General features: G+C 42.1%; 9 protein-coding genes. 3 read left to right on the top strand and 6 right to left on the bottom strand.

Annotated features, from left to right (window positions below; genetic code table 11):
- Positions 1-96: 96 nt before the first annotated feature.
- Positions 97-1671, bottom strand: coding sequence for an arylsulfatase (locus H7U17_RS07405; RefSeq protein WP_186756021.1), 1575 nt, complete (start codon positions 1669-1671; stop codon positions 97-99).
- Between the two features lie 430 nt (positions 1672-2101).
- Here H7U17_RS07405 and H7U17_RS07400 point away from each other — a divergent pair, with 430 nt between their 5' ends.
- A complete protein-coding gene (locus H7U17_RS07400; RefSeq protein ID WP_186756020.1) occupies positions 2102-3016 on the top strand; it encodes a bestrophin family protein in 915 nt (304 codons plus the stop codon).
- Between the two features lie 770 nt (positions 3017-3786).
- Here the strand turns inward: H7U17_RS07400 and H7U17_RS07395 are convergent.
- Complete coding sequence (locus tag H7U17_RS07395) at positions 3787-4314, bottom strand: septal ring lytic transglycosylase RlpA family protein (RefSeq protein WP_186756019.1); 528 nt, start codon at positions 4312-4314, stop codon at positions 3787-3789.
- A 128-nt stretch (positions 4315-4442) separates the two neighbouring features.
- Between H7U17_RS07395 and H7U17_RS07390 the strand changes: the two genes are divergently transcribed.
- Both H7U17_RS07390 and H7U17_RS07385 read left to right on the top strand, forming a co-directional pair.
- A complete protein-coding gene (locus H7U17_RS07390; RefSeq protein WP_186756018.1) occupies positions 4443-5672 on the top strand; it encodes a metallophosphoesterase family protein in 1230 nt (409 codons plus the stop codon).
- Entirely contained in the window at positions 5669-8701 is a 3033-nt protein-coding gene (locus tag H7U17_RS07385; protein WP_186756017.1) for an AAA family ATPase, read from the top strand. The genes H7U17_RS07390 and H7U17_RS07385 overlap by 4 nt, the downstream gene beginning before the upstream one ends.
- Positions 8702-8841: 140 nt before the next feature.
- Here H7U17_RS07385 and galB read toward each other — a convergent pair whose 3' ends face one another.
- From galB to H7U17_RS07365, 4 genes are all read right to left on the bottom strand, one after another.
- Complete coding sequence (galB, locus tag H7U17_RS07380) at positions 8842-11268, bottom strand: beta-galactosidase GalB (protein WP_186756016.1); 2427 nt, start codon at positions 11266-11268, stop codon at positions 8842-8844.
- A gap of 157 nt (positions 11269-11425) precedes the next feature.
- The gene (locus H7U17_RS07375; RefSeq protein ID WP_186756015.1) at positions 11426-13402 is read right to left on the bottom strand and encodes an alpha-L-arabinofuranosidase C-terminal domain-containing protein; all 1977 of its coding nucleotides are present in this window, start codon (positions 13400-13402) and stop codon (positions 11426-11428) included.
- A gap of 370 nt (positions 13403-13772) precedes the next feature.
- Entirely contained in the window at positions 13773-15113 is a 1341-nt protein-coding gene (locus tag H7U17_RS07370) for a rhamnogalacturonan acetylesterase (RefSeq protein WP_186756014.1), read from the bottom strand.
- A gap of 65 nt (positions 15114-15178) precedes the next feature.
- Positions 15179-17905, bottom strand: coding sequence for an exo-rhamnogalacturonan lyase family protein (locus tag H7U17_RS07365; protein ID WP_186756013.1), 2727 nt, complete (start codon positions 17903-17905; stop codon positions 15179-15181).
- Positions 17906-17930: the final 25 nt, after the last annotated feature.

The raw sequence follows: 17930 nt of genomic DNA, 5'->3' as shown, positions 1-17930 counted from the left end.
ATAATATGCTTTTCTGATTTCAAGCCAAAGATTAATAAAAACGAAAAAAGGTGTAGCTATTTAAACTACACCTTTCTTTATCAAGCCCACTTCAATTTATTGGTGGCCTTTCTTTATGAAATCATCTACCACATTGGACATATCAAATGACTTTCCTCCCTGCACAGGTGGATATTCTGCCAGGGACTGTAGATGTTCCCCCATAAGGGTTCCCATGGGCTGTATCAACCAGGACACCTTTTGCATCAAGTGCCCATAGGAATCCTTATTATCGAAACTTTCAAATGGGTCCATCCGGATATTAAAGACCAACGGCACTGTCCGTGGAATTACATTGGCATAATAATCCTCCTTAGTAGAGAAATGAAATTTCCATGGCCCCATCCTTACTGCTGTCAACTTGCTTTCATAATAATAAAAAATATGATTCCTAGCCGATTTATCCATTTCTCCTTTCCAATAGGGTAGATTATTGACCCCATCTATATATTGTTGTTTCTCTTCCATCACCAGCTCAGCAGCATCATCTACTCCCGCTGCCGCAGCCAAGCTGGTAAACATGTCCTGATGGGATTGGATACCATTAAGCACCTTTCCTCCTTCGATTACCTCCGGCCATCTCAGCATGGATATCACCCGGACACCGCCTTCATAAGTGGTCATCTTCTCTCCCCTGAAAGGTGTGGTGGCTCCATGTGGCCAAGAAGAGTGCTCAGGGCCATTATCTGTAGAATACCAAATAATTGTATTCTCTGCCAAGCCTTGTTCTTCCAACCATTTTAAGACCAATCCAATATCATGATCGTGCTGTAACATACCCGATCCATGATAATCAGCTTCGCTGGTATATTCCTCTGCAGCATATCTCCATTCCTCATTTAACCGAGTATACAGGTGCATCCTACTGGTGTTCAACCATACAAAAAATGGCTTATCATCATCAACAGCCCTTTCCATAAAATCCTGGGCCATTGGGATCACCTCACCAGCATCAAAATTTTTCATTCTTTCCTGTGTAAGCGCTCCCGTATCTTCAATTTTTTGTTTACCCACTAAACCGAACCTAGGGTCTTCGGTATTATCCATTTCATCTGTTGCCCATGAATGAATCACCCCTCTGGTGCCATATTTACTTTCATATTCTTCCAAGCTACCTGAAAACGCCTCGCCAAACCGCTGGTAATCCCTTTGTTCTGCTTCTTCCTGGGTATTAAGGTGGTAGAGGTTGCCATAAAACTCATCAAAACCATGTGCAGTTGGCAAATGCTCATTCCTATCTCCAAGGTGGTTTTTACCAAAGTGCCCCGTGGCATAACCTTGTGATTTGAGTACTTCCGCAAGACATGGTGATGCAGCTTGCAGTCCCAATACATCTCCCGGCTGCCCTACTGTCGTCATGCCTGACCTAATGGGGTATTGCCCGGTGATAAATGCCGCTCTTCCTGCTGTACAACTGGGCTGGGCATAATGATCCGTAAAACGAATACCTTCCTTACCTATTCTATCAATATTGGGTGTGGTATAGCCCATGGTTCCCATACCGTAGGCACTCACATTTTGCCAACCAATATCATCTCCCCAAATCACAAGGATATTGGGTTTTTTCGAATCTTGTGCCATCACCATATGACTTAGAAATAGGAAGGCAATGATAAAATTTAGTTGTTTCATAGCTTTAGCGTTAAAGTTGTGACTTGATATTGTATATGAATTTTTAAATTCTTGAAAAAATGAATCTTCTGTAAAGGTCTACCTACTATTACATTAATAATTGTAAGCTTATAAATTAAGAATAAGTGGGCCTTTTTCTAATTTTATAATATTTTTTCTGTAATTACTACCATTTAACCAGTTTGTTCACTTATTTGTTTTTGACTAAGCTTAAAAAGTGTCAGCAAGGATTAATTAATTGGACTTCAAAGCTATAACCACTTTTAGCATTGTGTGTTTTTATGCTTCCAGAAGATTGCTAAATATTCAGTTTCCTATATCTGATAGCCATTTAGCCACATAAAATCTTCAAAAAGTCACACCCATCACGCCTAAAATCCCATACATTATTGTTAAATTGATAGGCTACCCTAAACAAAATAACCATTAGATGATCATCACTCAAAATATAAGATTGGGCAGGATAGTCCGAGGGACATGGAAAAACACCATTATGATCGCCTTTACCTGCTCCATGACTTACTTTCTTTATTGGTATTTTATCCAGTACCATTTTGAGATGCCTGCCATCGTCCCCACCATCTTGGGTACTGCCCTGGCATTTTTTATAGGTTTCAATAATAACCAAGCTTATGATCGCTGGTGGGAGGCCCGAAAAGTCTGGGGTGTATTGGTCAATAGCTCCAGAACCTGGGCCAGAAATATCATCTTGCTTCCTACAGCTACTGAGCAAATCAAAGGACAGCATTTACAGTTGATGAAGGAATACACGGTCAAAAGACATATTGCCTTCCTCTATGCGTTAAAGGAGAAACTGCGTGGCTCATCAACAGGGGAATATAAAAAATACCTTATCCAGAGCGATTTGGATATTATTAAGGGAGAAAGCAATAAACATAATGCTATCCTGAGCCTACAGACCATGGAGCTAAAAAGCTGGAGAAGGGATGGTCTTATTGACGGCTTTGAGTTTTTGGAGTTAAATGCAGAAATTACCCGGTTCTGTGATGAGATGGGCAAATCCGAAAGAATAAAAAACACCGTCTTCCCCACTACCTATAATTATTATACCAAAATGTTTATCTGGCTTTTTAATATCGCCTTCACCCTGGCAGTGGCCCCTACAGTGGGCTGGAGAGCCATCATTTTTGGCACCATTGTAGGTTATGTCTTCCATACCATCCACTTTATTGGACAGGCCATTATCAATCCCTTTGAACCTATCCCTACCGGCATTCCTTTAGATCAAATCACCCGAACCATTGAAATCAACCTCTTGGAAATGATCCGTGAAGAACATATTCCAGCTCCGGTAAGTCCTATCAATGATGAGTATGTGATGTAAAAGTAGTATTGAGTAGGGATGTCTTGAGTCTTGAGTCTTGAGATATTAGAAATGAGATTGGGGATATTAGACTTGAAATTGGAAACACAGAGAACACGGAGCCTTCACAGAGGTCCCTGAGTTTTTAATTAATAGTCAGGATTAGGAGACTTAGTATTAAAATTCTTTCCTCTTTGTTCTTTATTCTTTCCTCTCAATACATGATACTAGTGTCTTGCTACTAGATACTAATTTGATACCTGAGATTTGAAGTCTTTATTCTTTGCTCTTTCCTCTTTATTCTTGACATGAAAAATTAGACTAAAAATAGAACCACAGAGAACACAGAGACTTCACAGAGGTCGCTGAGTTTTTTGTAAAAAATTCAACCTTTGCGACCTTTGAGCTTCCTCCGAGAACTTTGTGGTAAAAAAATCTTCCTACTTATTACTTCGTACCTCGTACTTGATACTATATTGAGACTTGAGACTTGAGATTGGAGATATTAGACTTGAAATTGGAAACACAGAGGACACTAAGTCTCTACAGAATTCTCTGAGTTTTTGGTAAAAAATCTCCCTACTTATTACTTCGTACCTCGTACTTGATACTATATTGAGACATGAGACTTGAGACATGAGACTTGAGACTTGAAATTGGAAACACAGAGGACACTAAGTCTCTACAGAATTCTCTGAGTTTTTGGTAAAAAATCTCCCTACTTATTACTTCGTACCTCGTACTTCCTACTTTGTACTTGATACATGATACTTTGTACTTGACACTTAGTACTAAATACTTGGTTCCAAAGCTGTCCAGCTAAAAAGTGATTCAAGATCTTTTTCTATTTCAATGGGCTGAGAATACACCCTTAATCTCAATGTTTCAGGGGCTTCACCGGAATAATAATCGATCAAATCTGTCACTACCTCTGGCTTGAGCACACTGATATTTACCGGTGCCAGGCCCATTTGGATCATGCCCAGTTTTCTGGCAGCCCCCTTGGCCAAGTCTATGGTCCTTTTGGAATTTTGGGGCAACCTGTCATTGATCTTTACAATGACCTCCTTTTCATTTTTCAGGTTGGTTACCCTCACCATAGTACCGAATGGGAGGTTTTTATGGGCAGCGGTCATCCCTTCCATATCAAAAATCTCCCCATTTGAGGTACGGCGATTATGGAAAAACCTACCATAATAACTGGCAATTCCCTTCTCTATCAATAAGGTGGAATCCACTGGTACCTCTTTGGTCTGGGCAGACAGCTTGAAAGAGGCAAAAACCACCCAAAATAGAATTAAACAAATTGCTTTTTTCATAAGAATTGGCCTACTCAATTTAAATGCCAAATACTGTCATTGGCTTCAAATAGGTTTGCTTCGCAAATTTTAAGCGCATAAATTTAATCTGAATTTTATTCAAAACATAAAATACGCATTTTTATCATATGCTAAAAATCTTACATTCAGCTGATTGGCACCTAGGAAAACGCCTTCAGGAATATTCCAGGTTACCTGAACAAGAGCTGGTTTTAGAGGAGATCATACAAATCGCAGATCGTGAAGATATAGACTTGGTACTCCTTGCTGGGGATATTTTTGACACTTTTAACCCCAGTCATGAAGCAGTTGAATTACTTTACAAAAGCCTAAAAAGACTCTCCAAGGATGGCCAAAGGCCCATTATTGCCATTTCTGGCAACCATGACAGCACCCAATTTATCAGTGCCCCCAACCCATTGGCCAAAGAACTGGGCATACTTTTCTACAGCCAATACGACCAAGTGCTCAGCACTGGTCCATTGGACAGCGGAATCGAAATCACCCAATCCGCCCCGGGATTTGTAGAGCTAAAACTTCCAACATATAATTTTCCCATCAGGCTCATCCTTGCTCCCTACGCCAATGAAGTTTTGCTAAAAACCTATCTCGGAGAGGAGGACAAAGAAGCTGAGTTACGAAATGTACTGGGAGAAAAATGGCAGAAGATTGCTGACAAATACTGCGATGAAAAAGGTGTAAACCTATTTATGGGCCATTTCTTCTTTATCAAGGAAGGCGAAAAGCCAGAAGCCGAACCGGAAAGCGAGCGACCTATCCTTCATGTGGGGGGAGCCCAGGCCATCTATACCCATCTTATTCCAAAAAACATCCAATATGCAGCTTTAGGGCACCTACATCGCTACCATGCTGCGGACAAATCTCCCTGCCCCATCGTATACAGCAGTTCCCCTTTGGCCTATAGTTTCAGCGAGGCCAATCAAGAGAAAAAAGTCGTACTGGTAGAGGCAGAACCAGGAAAGCCAGTCAGCTATGAAGCCCAGACATTGGAACAAGGACGCCCCCTATACCAACAATCCTTTAGCAGTTTGGCGGACACCCTCGAATGGCTGGAAGCCAATCCTTATTGTTTTGTGGAAATCACCTTTGAAACGGACACTTCCATAGACGCGGCCACCAGAAAGGCCATCATGAAAGCCCACGATGGCATCGTCAGCCTGATCCCTAAACTCTCGGACCTGGGACAAAGCCAGGACAATAGCCTGCAGGCCGAGGACCTTGGTCAGGATATGGGCACGCTTTTCTCCCGTTTTTACCAAAGTGCCAAGGGCATCGCCCCCAATGAGGAAATCCAATCACTTTTTAACGAAATCATCAGCCAAAAAGAAGATCAATGATCCCTATCAAACTGGAAATCGAAGGATTATATTCCTATAAAGAAAAGCAAAGCATCGACTTCACCCAGCTTACTGGAGCAGGCCTATTTGGCATTTTTGGGGCAGTTGGCAGCGGTAAATCCTCTGTTTTGGAAGCCATCCTACTGGCACTTTATGGCAATACCGAAAGATTGGCCAGCAAAGGAGAGAAAAACAGCATGGTTAACCTCCAGAGCCAAGCCATCTCCATCAACCTGGAATTCAAAGCGGGAAAAAACAACCAGCAATTATACAAGGCCAGCTACCTGGCCAAAAGGAACCCCAAAAAGTTTGAGGATATCAAACCGGCCACCCATACTTTTTATGAACAACAAGCCGGTTCATGGATGCCTTTGGAAATGGGTGCCGAGCAAATCTTGGGCATGAAAATGTCCCACTTCCGCCAGACGGTCATTATTCCCCAAGGGAAATTCAGGGAGTTCATAGAGCAAAAACCTAAGGACCGGGCGGATATGATGAAGGAGCTTTTCGGTCTGGAACGCTTCGACTTGGCCGACAGAACCAGAAGATTACTCAGTGCCGAAAGGGAAAAGAAAACGATTCTTAACACCAAGTTGGAAGGCTTGGAGACTTATACCAAGGAGGCTTTAAAGCAATCCCTTGAACACCAGCAATCCCTTTCTGAACAAAAGGAAAACCAATCAAAGCTCGTGGACCAGAAGGAGCAAGAGCTAAGAAAAGCCCAATCCATCAAAGAAAAAGCGGAACAGCTCAAACTACTTCTTGTCCAATGGCAAAGCCTGGAAGAGAAAATACCGGTATTCCAGCAAAAGCGCGAACACCTGGAACAATATCAAAAAGCATTAACCTACCTAAAACCTATTCTCGAGCAAATCAAAGAGCAAGAAACCGAAGAGGAAAAGTATAAGGTAAGCGTCGTGGACTGCGAACGTTTCCAATCGACATTTGAAAAGGAAATTGAGCAGAAAGAAGCAAGGTACAATAAATTGTACCATGAGTATAGAAAAAAAGGAGAGCGAGAAGCCCGTATCAGGGATTTATTACAGATCAAAGACCTTAACCAACTTGACCTTGAAAAGCAATCCCTTCAGGAAGAATTGCATCGATTAACCAAAAACAGTCAGGAATTTCAATCCAAGAAAACCGAGATGGAAAAGGCGATCCAGGAGCAAGAGCAAAAGCTGGAGAAACTGAAGGTACCTTCCATGGAAGAAATCAGCAAAATGGAGGCTGCCTTGGTAGAAATGAGACAAAATGCCAGCCACCTCCAAAGTCTTGAGAGGCAGGTCAACAGCCTGGAAGAAAATTTAGCCTTATCAGAAAAAGAGGTACAATCCCTACTAACCGAACTCCAAATCAACCATACTGATTTTGGTATATTGCTTCAAGAAAGCAGCTCTCAGCTTTCCTTATTGGAAAAAGAAAGGGAAAAGCTTTTACAGCAGCAAGGACTGTTTACCTATGCCAATCAACTTCAAGAAGGTGAGGCATGTCCACTTTGCGGTGCCCTGGACCACCCTACCCCACTTTCCCATAACTTTGACCAAGAAAAGCTCACTGAAAACGAGCTTCAAATCCAGGAAAACAAAACCAAACTTGAGCAGTATAGACAGGCCCAATCCAAACATGAAAAGCTCCTGATCGGACAACAAAACGCCCAGGCCAATAAAACAGAGAAGCTCACTGAAATCCAAAAACTAAAGGAAAGAAACCAAACATTAATCCAACAGTTTGGAGCGCTGGGCTTAAAGGATCAGGAAGCCATAGAAAACAGGCTTGTATCGGCCAAACATGAAATCCAAACAGAAAAAGGGCTAAGCTTGAGCCTTAAAAAGCTACAAACGAACCATAGACAATTCTTAACAGATGCCGAAAAAGACCTTGAAAAGCTACAGGCCGTAGATCATAAAGCAAAGACCCTAGACACAAAGATCGAGACCAAATTGGCCGAAATCAATTATCAGGATTTGCTGGAAAAATACCAAGGTGCCTCAGCCCAAAAAATCGACGAGGATATTTCCAAGGTTAAAACATTTCTGGAGGAGTTGGAAGTAAACCTCCCACGGGCGCAGGATGCCCTTAATGAAGCCAAACAAAAACAGACCACCAACCTCACCAACCTAAAGAATTACCAAAATCGACTGGAAGAGGTAAAAGGAAAGTTGATAAAGCTAAAGGATGAACTGGCCTTGAGTTTGGAAAGCCATGCATTCAAAGATGCCACAACAGTAAAACAGCTGTTGGCCAGTCAGATTGACCCGAAGCAATTGGAGGAGGAAATTAAAGAATTTGACAGGCAAAGGGATCTCTGCCATGGAAAAATCCAAGAGCTAAAGGCAGACAAAGCTGTGGCTGAATTTTCCCTTGAATATTATGAAAAAGTCCAATCAGCTTACCAGACAGCCAAATCCAAGCTGCTTGAAGTTCAAGAATCCCTTTCACTTCTGGCCAATAAAATCGCTGAAATCAAGGTTAAACTGGAAGAGAAAGACCTATTAAGCAAAAACTTACATGAGGTAGAAAAAAGGGAAAGCAACCTGAATGAGCTTAACAGAATGTTCCAGGGGAGCGGCTTTGTAAAATATGTCAGCAATATCTATCTCAAGGAACTGGTACATACGGCCAACCTTCGTTTTATGAAATTGTCCAAAAACAGCTTAAGCCTTGATGTGGATGAATCCAATACTTTCTGGATCATCGATCACCTAAATGGAGGAAACAGGAGATTGTTAAAATCCCTTTCGGGAGGACAAACTTTTCAAGCATCCCTTTGCCTGGCTTTGGCATTGGCGGAAAAGGTAAAATCACTGAACAGGGCAGAGCAAAGCTTTTTCTTTTTGGACGAAGGCTTTGGAGCATTGGACAAAAATGCCCTAAGGACCGTATTTGAAACCCTCAAATCCCTAAGACATGAAAATAGGATCGTCGGTATCATTTCCCATGTAGAAGAGCTCCAGCAAGAAATCGGTGTATTTGCGAAGGTAACCTTGGATGCAGAAAAAGGCAGTCAGGTAAGCTATTCTTATTAGTTGCTTAATATTTCACGCAAAGCGCACTGAGGCTAGGCTAAGAATGCTAAGACTTGGCTTATAAGTCATTCAAAATCAATCTTTTAGTAATTTACGCCTTCTTTGCAGCCTTAGCGTGAAACAAAAATTATTAGTGTTAGTTACTCTGACGTTAAAGAAGTCTGAGCAGCCCTTAGACCGTCAGAGCTCGCCCTTATAACAATTTCTCCCTTGGTTTCATTATTTTGAACGATCAAGAGACATTTACCATTAAAGGCTTTTCGATAATCTGCCTTAAAAGATTCCAAAGAAGCCTGATAACCATTATCAACCCCGGCAATCTTAGCAGCTCCCTTCACTTCAAAATTGATCAGGTTTTCCGCATGGGGTACCAAGACCCCTTTACTATCCACTACACTTACCGTAACAAAAGACAAATCCTTTCCGTCAGCCGACAACTCCCTCTTGTCTGGAGTTAAAAGTATCTTATCAGGGTCCCCAGCAGTATGCACCTGTCTTTCCAAAATCTGCTCACCATTTTTCCTAGAAACCAACCTCAATGATCCTGGCTCAAAATCCACACGCCACATGACATGCATGGCATCTCCTTCCTTCTTCTTTACTCCAAGGGATTTTCCATTCAAAAACAATTCTACCTCATCCGCTTGACTATAATATGCCCAAACATCCACGGCCATACCTTCTTTCCAATTCCAATGTGGGAACAAATGCAAAACCGGCTTATCCGTCCACTCACTTTGGTAGAGATAATAAGCATCTTTAGGAAAACCAGCTAGGTCCACAATACCAAAATAGGAACTCCTTGCGGGAAAAGGATAAGGAGTAGGTTCTCCCAAATAATCAAATCCAGCCCAAACAAAAATACCTGAAATATAGTCTTTGCCCTTCAGCGCTTTTAAAGTTTCTTCATGGGTACTGCCCCAATCAGCTGACACATGATCGTAAGATGAAATGGAATAATCTTCATCTTCCATACTTTCTTTCTCAAGGCTATTCATGCGAATAATCTTATCAGATGGCATTTCATAATGTCCCCTGGTAGCCAATGCAGACATTCCTTCAGCAGCAATCAAATTCATCATTGGATACCAATTATCCAGCATCGAATAGTCCTTATGTCTATAGTTAAATCCTAAAACATCCAAACTAGCCGACTGAACCACAAAGTTTTTTCCTGGTCTGTTTTCATTCAAGCCCGCTGTTATAGGCCGAGTCATGTCCAGCTCTTTGATGATCCCTGCCAATTCACTGGCTATACTGATTCCTGCACTGTCATATTGCTCTGGGATTTCATTTCCTATACTCCACATGATCACTGATGGATGATTTCTGTCTCTTAGGACCATATCTTCTAAATCCTTTCTGTGCCATTGTTCCCAATATATGTGTCCATCAGATTCCTGTTTTCCCTCCTTCCAAACATCAAAAGCTTCATCTTGCACAAGAAAGCCCATTTGATCACATAAATCCAATAATTCAGGAGCTGGAGGATTATGGGCTGTCCTGATAGCATTGACGCCCATTTCCTTCAATATCTTCAATTGCCTCTCAATGGCCCTTTTGTTTACTGCCGCTCCTAGGGCTCCTAGATCATGATGCATGGCAACCCCCTTAATTTTCATGGCTTGGCCATTCAGAGAAAATCCATTTTCAGGGTCAAACTTAAAATAACGTATCCCCAAAGGTGTTGTCAAATCATCCATTAGCTGTATACCAGCATATACTTTCGTCTCCACTTGGTATAAATAAGGATGTTCAATCGACCATAATTGCGGATTATCCACCTTGATTTCCTGAATAATCTCAGCATGCTGATTTCCTAAAACCGTCTCTTTTGTAGTTTGGCGTGCCACTTCAAGCCCCTCACTATTCAATATCCTGGTTTCTAAAGTCAAATGCCTTTGAACGAGACCTTCATTCTTAATGACTACCTCCAAATCCACCTGTGCCTGTTCCTGGCTCACTTGGGAAGTACTCACAAAAAGCCCCCAATGATCAATATGGATTTTCTCTGTCCTTACCAATCGAACATTCCTGTATATACCAGATCCAGTATACCACCTAGAATTGGGCTGGTCAGCATTGTCCACCTTTACGGCAAGGATATTGGCCTCATCGCCATAATTTAAGTAAGGGGACAAATCATATTTAAAGGAGCTATAACCATTTGGTCTTTCCCCCAATCTATGCCCATTGATCCAAACTTCACTATTACGGTATACCCCATCAAATTCTATCCAAATAATTTGTTCCACGGCTTCTTTTGGAAGTAAAAAAGTCTTTCTATACCAAGCTTTTCCTGCTGGCAAAGCACCTCCAGCCACAGTAGTGGGGTGATTTTCACTGAAATCCCCCGCTATGCTCCAGTCATGGGGTAAAGTAACTTCCTGCCAGCTAGAAACATTAAAATCTGCATTGAGGGCATTGGGATGGTCCCCCAATTTAAAATACCAGCCTTTATTGAAGTCAAGGATCATCCTTTGCTTTTTTGTTGAGCTGGAGCATGCCAGCATTAACATCACCAAAAAAACACCTAAAAAGAGCCTATATACCGTTCTTATCCTCATATTTCGTTCAAAACCTCAGACTTTATCCTGATTATTCTTTAGTAAAATAGCACAGATTCCCTAATAATTAAAACTTCCTTCAATACTTCGTCAATTCTTAGGCATGAAAAAAGGCCAACCTCTCGGCTGGCCCTCTCCCAATCAAACAATATTATTTCTATTTACTCAATTTAACTTTCCCGACATTTACAGACTGTCCTTTGAGCTCCAACTCAATTGTCTTTTTACTGATTATAAAGCTTTTTTCTTGCGGTTCTACTGCGACAGGATTCTCCAATGAGTTAAATGCTTCCAGGTCCTCATGGGCCATTTCAATTAAAACACCTTCTCCATTGCCCCTATATTTTCCATCCAATTTGATGCTGACTTTTTTAGCCGCTGTAGATGTGTTCACAATCTTGAAGATCATTTCACCACTATCTTCATCTAATACGGCAGAAGCATACAAATTATCCTCTCCTGCCAAGCTTTTTCCATCTGCAGTAATTGGCAATACATCTGTGCCTCTATTGGTCGAAAATAATTTCTGCACATGATAATTAGTCGTGCCATAAGACCTGAGATTATCAAACCAGATCAAATCAGGATTCCACTGCCAGCCATTTACATGCGCAAAAAGCGGAGCATAAGAAGCCAACCTCACTACATCGGCATTTCTTTCCAAACCAGTCATAAATGCAGCCTCTGACAAGGCTGCTTCCCAGTTATTACGTTTCCAAGATTCGCTGACCGTAGTACTATGGGCAGCATACTCTCCGGCAAAAACTTTGGGACCATTTCGGTCATAATCATCGTACCTTCTGGCATTCTCCCTAAACCAGGATGGTGGCCTGTAATAATGCTCATCCACCAATTCTGCATCCATTTCCCTCAACTCTCCCCATAGGTAATCAAACTCATGGCCATCAGGAAAAGGACCAGAAGTGGATACAATGGTGATCTCAGGATAGGCCGCCTTGATCGCTTTTTCAAAAATTTTGGCCCGCTCAATATACTGTGGTCCCCAGTTTTCATTGCCTACACCAATAAACTTCAGGTCAAAAGGTTCTGGATGCCCCATTTCTGCCCGCTTGGCTCCCCATTTACTGTCCACAGGTCCATTGGCGAATTCAATCAGGTCCAAGGCATCATTGACATATTCATCCAAGGCTCCTATGGCCACCTGCTCTCCTGTGTTGAACTGACAGGCCAAACCACAGCTCAAGATAGGCAGGGGTTCGGCTCCTAAATCTTCTGAAAGCTGGAAATACTCAAAGAAACCTATGCCAAATGACTGATAATAATCTGGAGTGGTACGGTGGGCAAACTCAATATTCCACCTGTTCTTGATGACCTCACGGTCTTCCATTTCTCCAATGGTCTTTTTCCATTCGTAACGGTTTTCCAAGTCAAAACCTTCGACGATACAACCACCTGGAAAACGCAAAAACCCCGGCTCCATATCTGCGAGTAATTGCACCAAATCTTTCCTCAATCCTCTTTTTCTTCCCATCCAAGTATCCTCCGGGAACATAGAGATCATATCAATATCAAGTTCTCCTTCTCCTTCCAGCAAAACATGAAATCCTACTCCGTCCAAGGTCTTATCAGCCGTCATCACTATCTCATATTCTGCCCATTCACTGGTAAAGCCACTTACTGATCCTTCTCCAATTTCCTCTCCACCATCCAGTAATTTTGTATTTAAGGCTAAATTATCCCCTTTGGCCAGTTTAGCAATAAAGGTCACCGTATATTTCAAGCCCTCTTTGACGGCCATTCCGCGGAAACCTTCATTACTTACCCCAAAATTCCCTGTATTATTTAAGCGCTGTAAGCGCAGGTATTTATGGTTGACACCGCTCGGATGATTCCTATTAAAAACATATCCTTTTGCGCCATTGTCCTCCACTCTTCTCCAGCCCATCATGGGATTTTCAAATTCAAAAGAATAGTTTTTGATCATTTCTGCATAGAGGCCGCCATCGGCTGCGAAATTGATATCTTCAAAAAAAAGTCCCCACATATTGGGCGAGACATCACTGACCTTGTCGTCAAGGTCAACTTCCAGAAGAAGTGGTTCATTCTGAGCTTGGATGAGCAAAGGCAGCAAAAGTGCCATCATTCCAAGCATTAGGGGTTTCAGCTTGTTCATCGTTGAGGTTATTATTAGATTTTATTGTTAATGGATCCAATAAGGAATCAGTATTTACTCCCTATCCTAGCATCCATTTTTATAAATGATAAGGTAAATATAGAAAAAATATTTAAATGTTATTTATACACTTAAAAAATATTGATTGATCAAAACGAAAAGTTGAATTTGATTGGTTCGCTTCCTTTTTTGAGCCAAAGGCTCAAATTTAATACGTACCAAGTCGGAGACTTAGTACTACTTAGTCCCTACATAACACAAGGTTAGAATACTGTTCGGGATTTGAAATCCCGAACAGCATTCTCTAGTTTCTTTATTTCTCCCTACCCAATACTTGATACCTGATACTAAATACTTGATCCCCATATTTTCAATCTCCATCTGGCTTAATAATGGAAGTTCTGGTACTCAATGGCCAATAAAAATCCTCAAAAGCAGGTGGGGTTTCTGGATCATAGCTCGGCAATCCTTTTTTAAGGTGTTTTTTGAGTTTTAAGTTGGTGGCTTTTAACCCTTCTACTACGCAGCTGGCCAATTGATAAGCGCCATAAGTGCTGAAGTGCGTGTTATCAGCAAAATCATCTGCCTGTCTCTCGAAAGTACCTGCAGGGAAATGGACAAATGCCTTTTTTGAATAATCTACCCCCCAAGCTTCATATAGTACCTTGCTCATAGCATTGAGATCAATAAGGGCTATTCCATCCTCCTCAGCAAGTTCCCGCATAGCATCTGGATATTCCTCAAGTGTATTGATGATTTTTCCTTCACCATCAAATCGCCTACGGTGCATGGAAGTCACCAAAACAGGAATCCCTCCCTTTTCCCTTACAGCGTTAATATATTCCCTTATGATCTCTTGATAAGTGGTGAAAGGCTCCACATGGTTCCCCCCTGGTTTCTGATCATTATGGGCAAATTCCATAAAGAGGTAATCCCCTGGTTTCATCAAACTAAGTATATTGTCCAATCTTCCTGCCCTACGAAAAGATTTAAAAGTCTCTCCTGATTCAGCATGGTTGGCTATAACAACTTTTCCTGGCTTGAAAAAAGCAGGAAACATCTGCCCCCAAGCAGCCCAAGGCTCATAGGCCTGATCTACCACTGTACTATTACCCGCCAAAAATACTGTAGGAGACTCGGTATTGGGACTTATTTCTATGGACACCACCTTGGGTGCATCTCCATTAAACTCCAAGGTCAACTGATGATCCCAATGCAGATAATCCAATTCTCTGCTCTTTAGCTTTACTTTCTTTTCGGTCCCTGAAATCTCAGGATAGCGAACATGCACCGAAAACTTCTTCTCTACCAGTTTACCGTACTTGGTATCGGTTTTATCAAGCATCAGTCGTCTATTTTCAGCTCTTATGGTTGTGGACGATGTGCCTTTTTGATCTCCTAAAATTACCTTTACATCATAATTTCCCTCTGGAATATCCACGGTAAAATAAAATGGCATATCGCTGCTTATAAAATCACCCTTCAGGGCATTTTCTCCATTATTCACAGCTTGGATTTGCTTTGCTCCTAAAAAACCAAAGCCCCTGGACTTGCTGTACTCATGCGCTGGTAAAACCTGTTGATAGTTTTTCGCAATAGCTCCATCTCCAAAATCAAACTTCCAAGTTCTCTTTTCCGATTGCTGCGCCTGACAGAAAAAACCCTTCATTCCCAAAGCCAGTATGGAAAACAATATGTATTTGCTTTTCATGATTCCTTTTTTTGAATTTTGCGTATTGGCCCCATGTATCCGGGCCCAATACCCATGACTCAGTACTATTTTTTCAATCTATCTCCTACCAAACCCAAACATTCTATCGCAGCCAGTCCCCACTGGGCAGTGGCATTGGTAGAGATATGTCCTTCTTCTACTGGTCTTAAGACTTCGTCACCTTCTACCATGTATATTTCTGGTTTTTCAAAATCATAGCCAGCAGCTCCACCAAAAAACTCTTTCCAAGCACGCGCTGCTAAAACTGGATCATCATTAAGTTTCGCTGCATAAGCCGTTAATCGGCTATGTCCCTGCCCCAAGTTCAACCTCCCCAAGGCATTTCCCAAAACCTCTTCTTGTTCTTCTGCACTGGCATTGTACAAGGTACAATACTGCAGCCAGGCGGCTTTGAATTCTGGTAGATCAAAGTTCTCGATTAGCTCTGCACAAATTTCCATAAGACCAAAAACCGCACTCAAATGAGAAGCCCCGGCCCGCTGGCGCTTTTGTATTTCAAACTCACCAGTCCTTAAATCCATCCGGCTACCACCAGTGAAAAAACCCTTAGGTTGCGCGGCAATGGTCTTCATACTATTTACTAGCTTTTCTTTGATCTTTGGATCTCCTGTTCTCTCCCACTCAGTCAGCCAAGCCGCTGAAATAGCACCGTAATCTGTACCAAAGCCCAAATAAACATGATGCGGATCATCTTCTGTCTCCCATACCGATTTATTGCTCACCTTTCTGGTTGGTGGGATAGCCTTCAGGGTAGCTGCTGCATTGACTTGCTCTTCCATCAAATCCCCCACTCTTTCATCAGCTGTCAAATAGTAATAAAAACGCCTGTTAGCTGCCGTAGAAATCCGCAACTGCTTGGCACTGCAGCCCCAATGCTGCACATTATGCCTGCTTCCTAAGGGGGCAAAGCGGCCAAGATGATGCACATCCACTTCTCCGGTATGCCTGGTCATAGCCTCAGCCATTCTAAAGACTTCAGACCTTCCCGTCCTTAAAAAATAATACCATAGCCATAGATCTGTGGACAATTCAGAATTGTCCCAGGCAAAGCCTCCTACATCATAGCGCCACGTATGCCGGTCAAAATCATAGCTATGCATGACATCCCCATAATCCCAAAAGCCATACCAGCGACGATCCTCCACCTGTTGATGATAAAACTCAAAATAGTCTTCCAGATAATCTTCTATCTTGGCCTTGGTATCGGTACTCCTATCCGGTAAATCCCAAATCTTTCCAAACACACCTACTTGGTGCATATAGGCTGGTGATGCAGTCAGTTGAGGCGGCTGGTTCATCCCATTGGCAAGCTTATTAAACTGCTGATGATCTGGGGTCTCAGCCAAAATGGCAATATTCATCTCACTGGTCCTGGCAACACCTTTTGCAGTACCAAAACCTGGCTCATAATCCTCATAGGTAATATTTAAGGCATCCAATTGCTTTTCATAGGTATCCTGCCCCATACCATCATGGTAAAATCGCAAATCCATTGCTGGGGCATCGGGAGCCCAAAGCCACATGGTCACTTCTGCTGCTTCTTTATGGGCATTCCTAATGTCCAACTGAGCAGGGTAACTCTGCCAAAAATTACGTATACCAAAAGCAACTCCGCCTGATGGGCCTCCCACATAAGCCGTTCCTCGAGAACGTTCCCCAAAACCGGATTTCAACCAGGCATGTCCTGATGCTGTTCTTTTGCGAATAGCAAAGGCATCGGAACTGGTTTGGGATAAGGTATAGTCACCAAAAGCAGGAATATAGTGCAATCGGGAAGAAACATTTTCGGGAAAGTCACTGACAGGAGGGGTTTGCTCGCCTTTCATCTGGGCCTCTTTGACTTCCTTTCCAGGATCTCTACGTAAGCCTGTCAAACCCCTCACTGCCTCAGCAAAAATCCCTTCATCCTTACCCGCAAATCTAATATGCCTATCATGTAATTGATCCTCCATGGGCACCTCAAAGCGAAGGCCCAATCCTTTTATAAAATCCTTCTCTTCATCACCATCAAAAATTATGGTATGCATGGTTCTGATGGATTCGCCTCCTGCATAAAAATAAAGCCTGATGGTAAAAGGCAACCAATTCTGCTGACCGGAAGCAGCATGCTTTCCCTCCACTTTTACAACAGTCCTCAGAGGTCCTTCCTGCTCCAGTAAGACCTTATCAATGGCGCCTTCAAAAACAGTCGTTTTTATACTTTCCTGCTCACCTAACACACCATCTTGGTGCAATAAAACCAAACGGCCATTTTTTAAACTTTTGCGGTAATTCCTTGAAACCTCGCTTAACAGGTAAGGTCCCTTTTTATTGATTTGACATTGGATAAGTCCAGTATCAACAATTATTTTTTCATCATCTTCCTCCGTCTGAATAGCTTCTGTGGGCTGAACATGCTTTCCAGGAGCTATTTTCAGCCCTTTGCCCAGAGCCTTAGGATCAGCGATCGCATGTCCTGTCCACTTCAAACTCCCATCAGGCCAATATGCCAATGGCCAAGTTTGAACAGGAAATTGTCTTCCTCCTTCATCCTCCAAAAAAAAAGCTTCGTTTTTTACTTGCCCCTTTGGCCAAGGAAGCCCTAAAGTGCTACCACTTACCTGAATATTTTCGACATTTTCTAACCAATCGATTTCTACCGCTTGGGCTTTATTCATGCTGTTACGATTTTGGGCCATAGCATTTGATAAACCAGGAGCCAAATAAATAGAGGAGGAAAGCAAAGCTGAGTGTTTTACAAAATTTCTACGAGAAGAAGAATGCTTGTTCATAAATCAAATAGGTATTTTCGGTTTA

This window comes from Echinicola salinicaeni, assembly GCF_014280965.1.
Classification (GTDB): domain Bacteria; phylum Bacteroidota; class Bacteroidia; order Cytophagales; family Cyclobacteriaceae; genus Echinicola; species Echinicola salinicaeni.
Note: the sequence above shows the minus strand (reverse complement) of the source record. Positions and strands in the feature narration are given on the sequence as shown.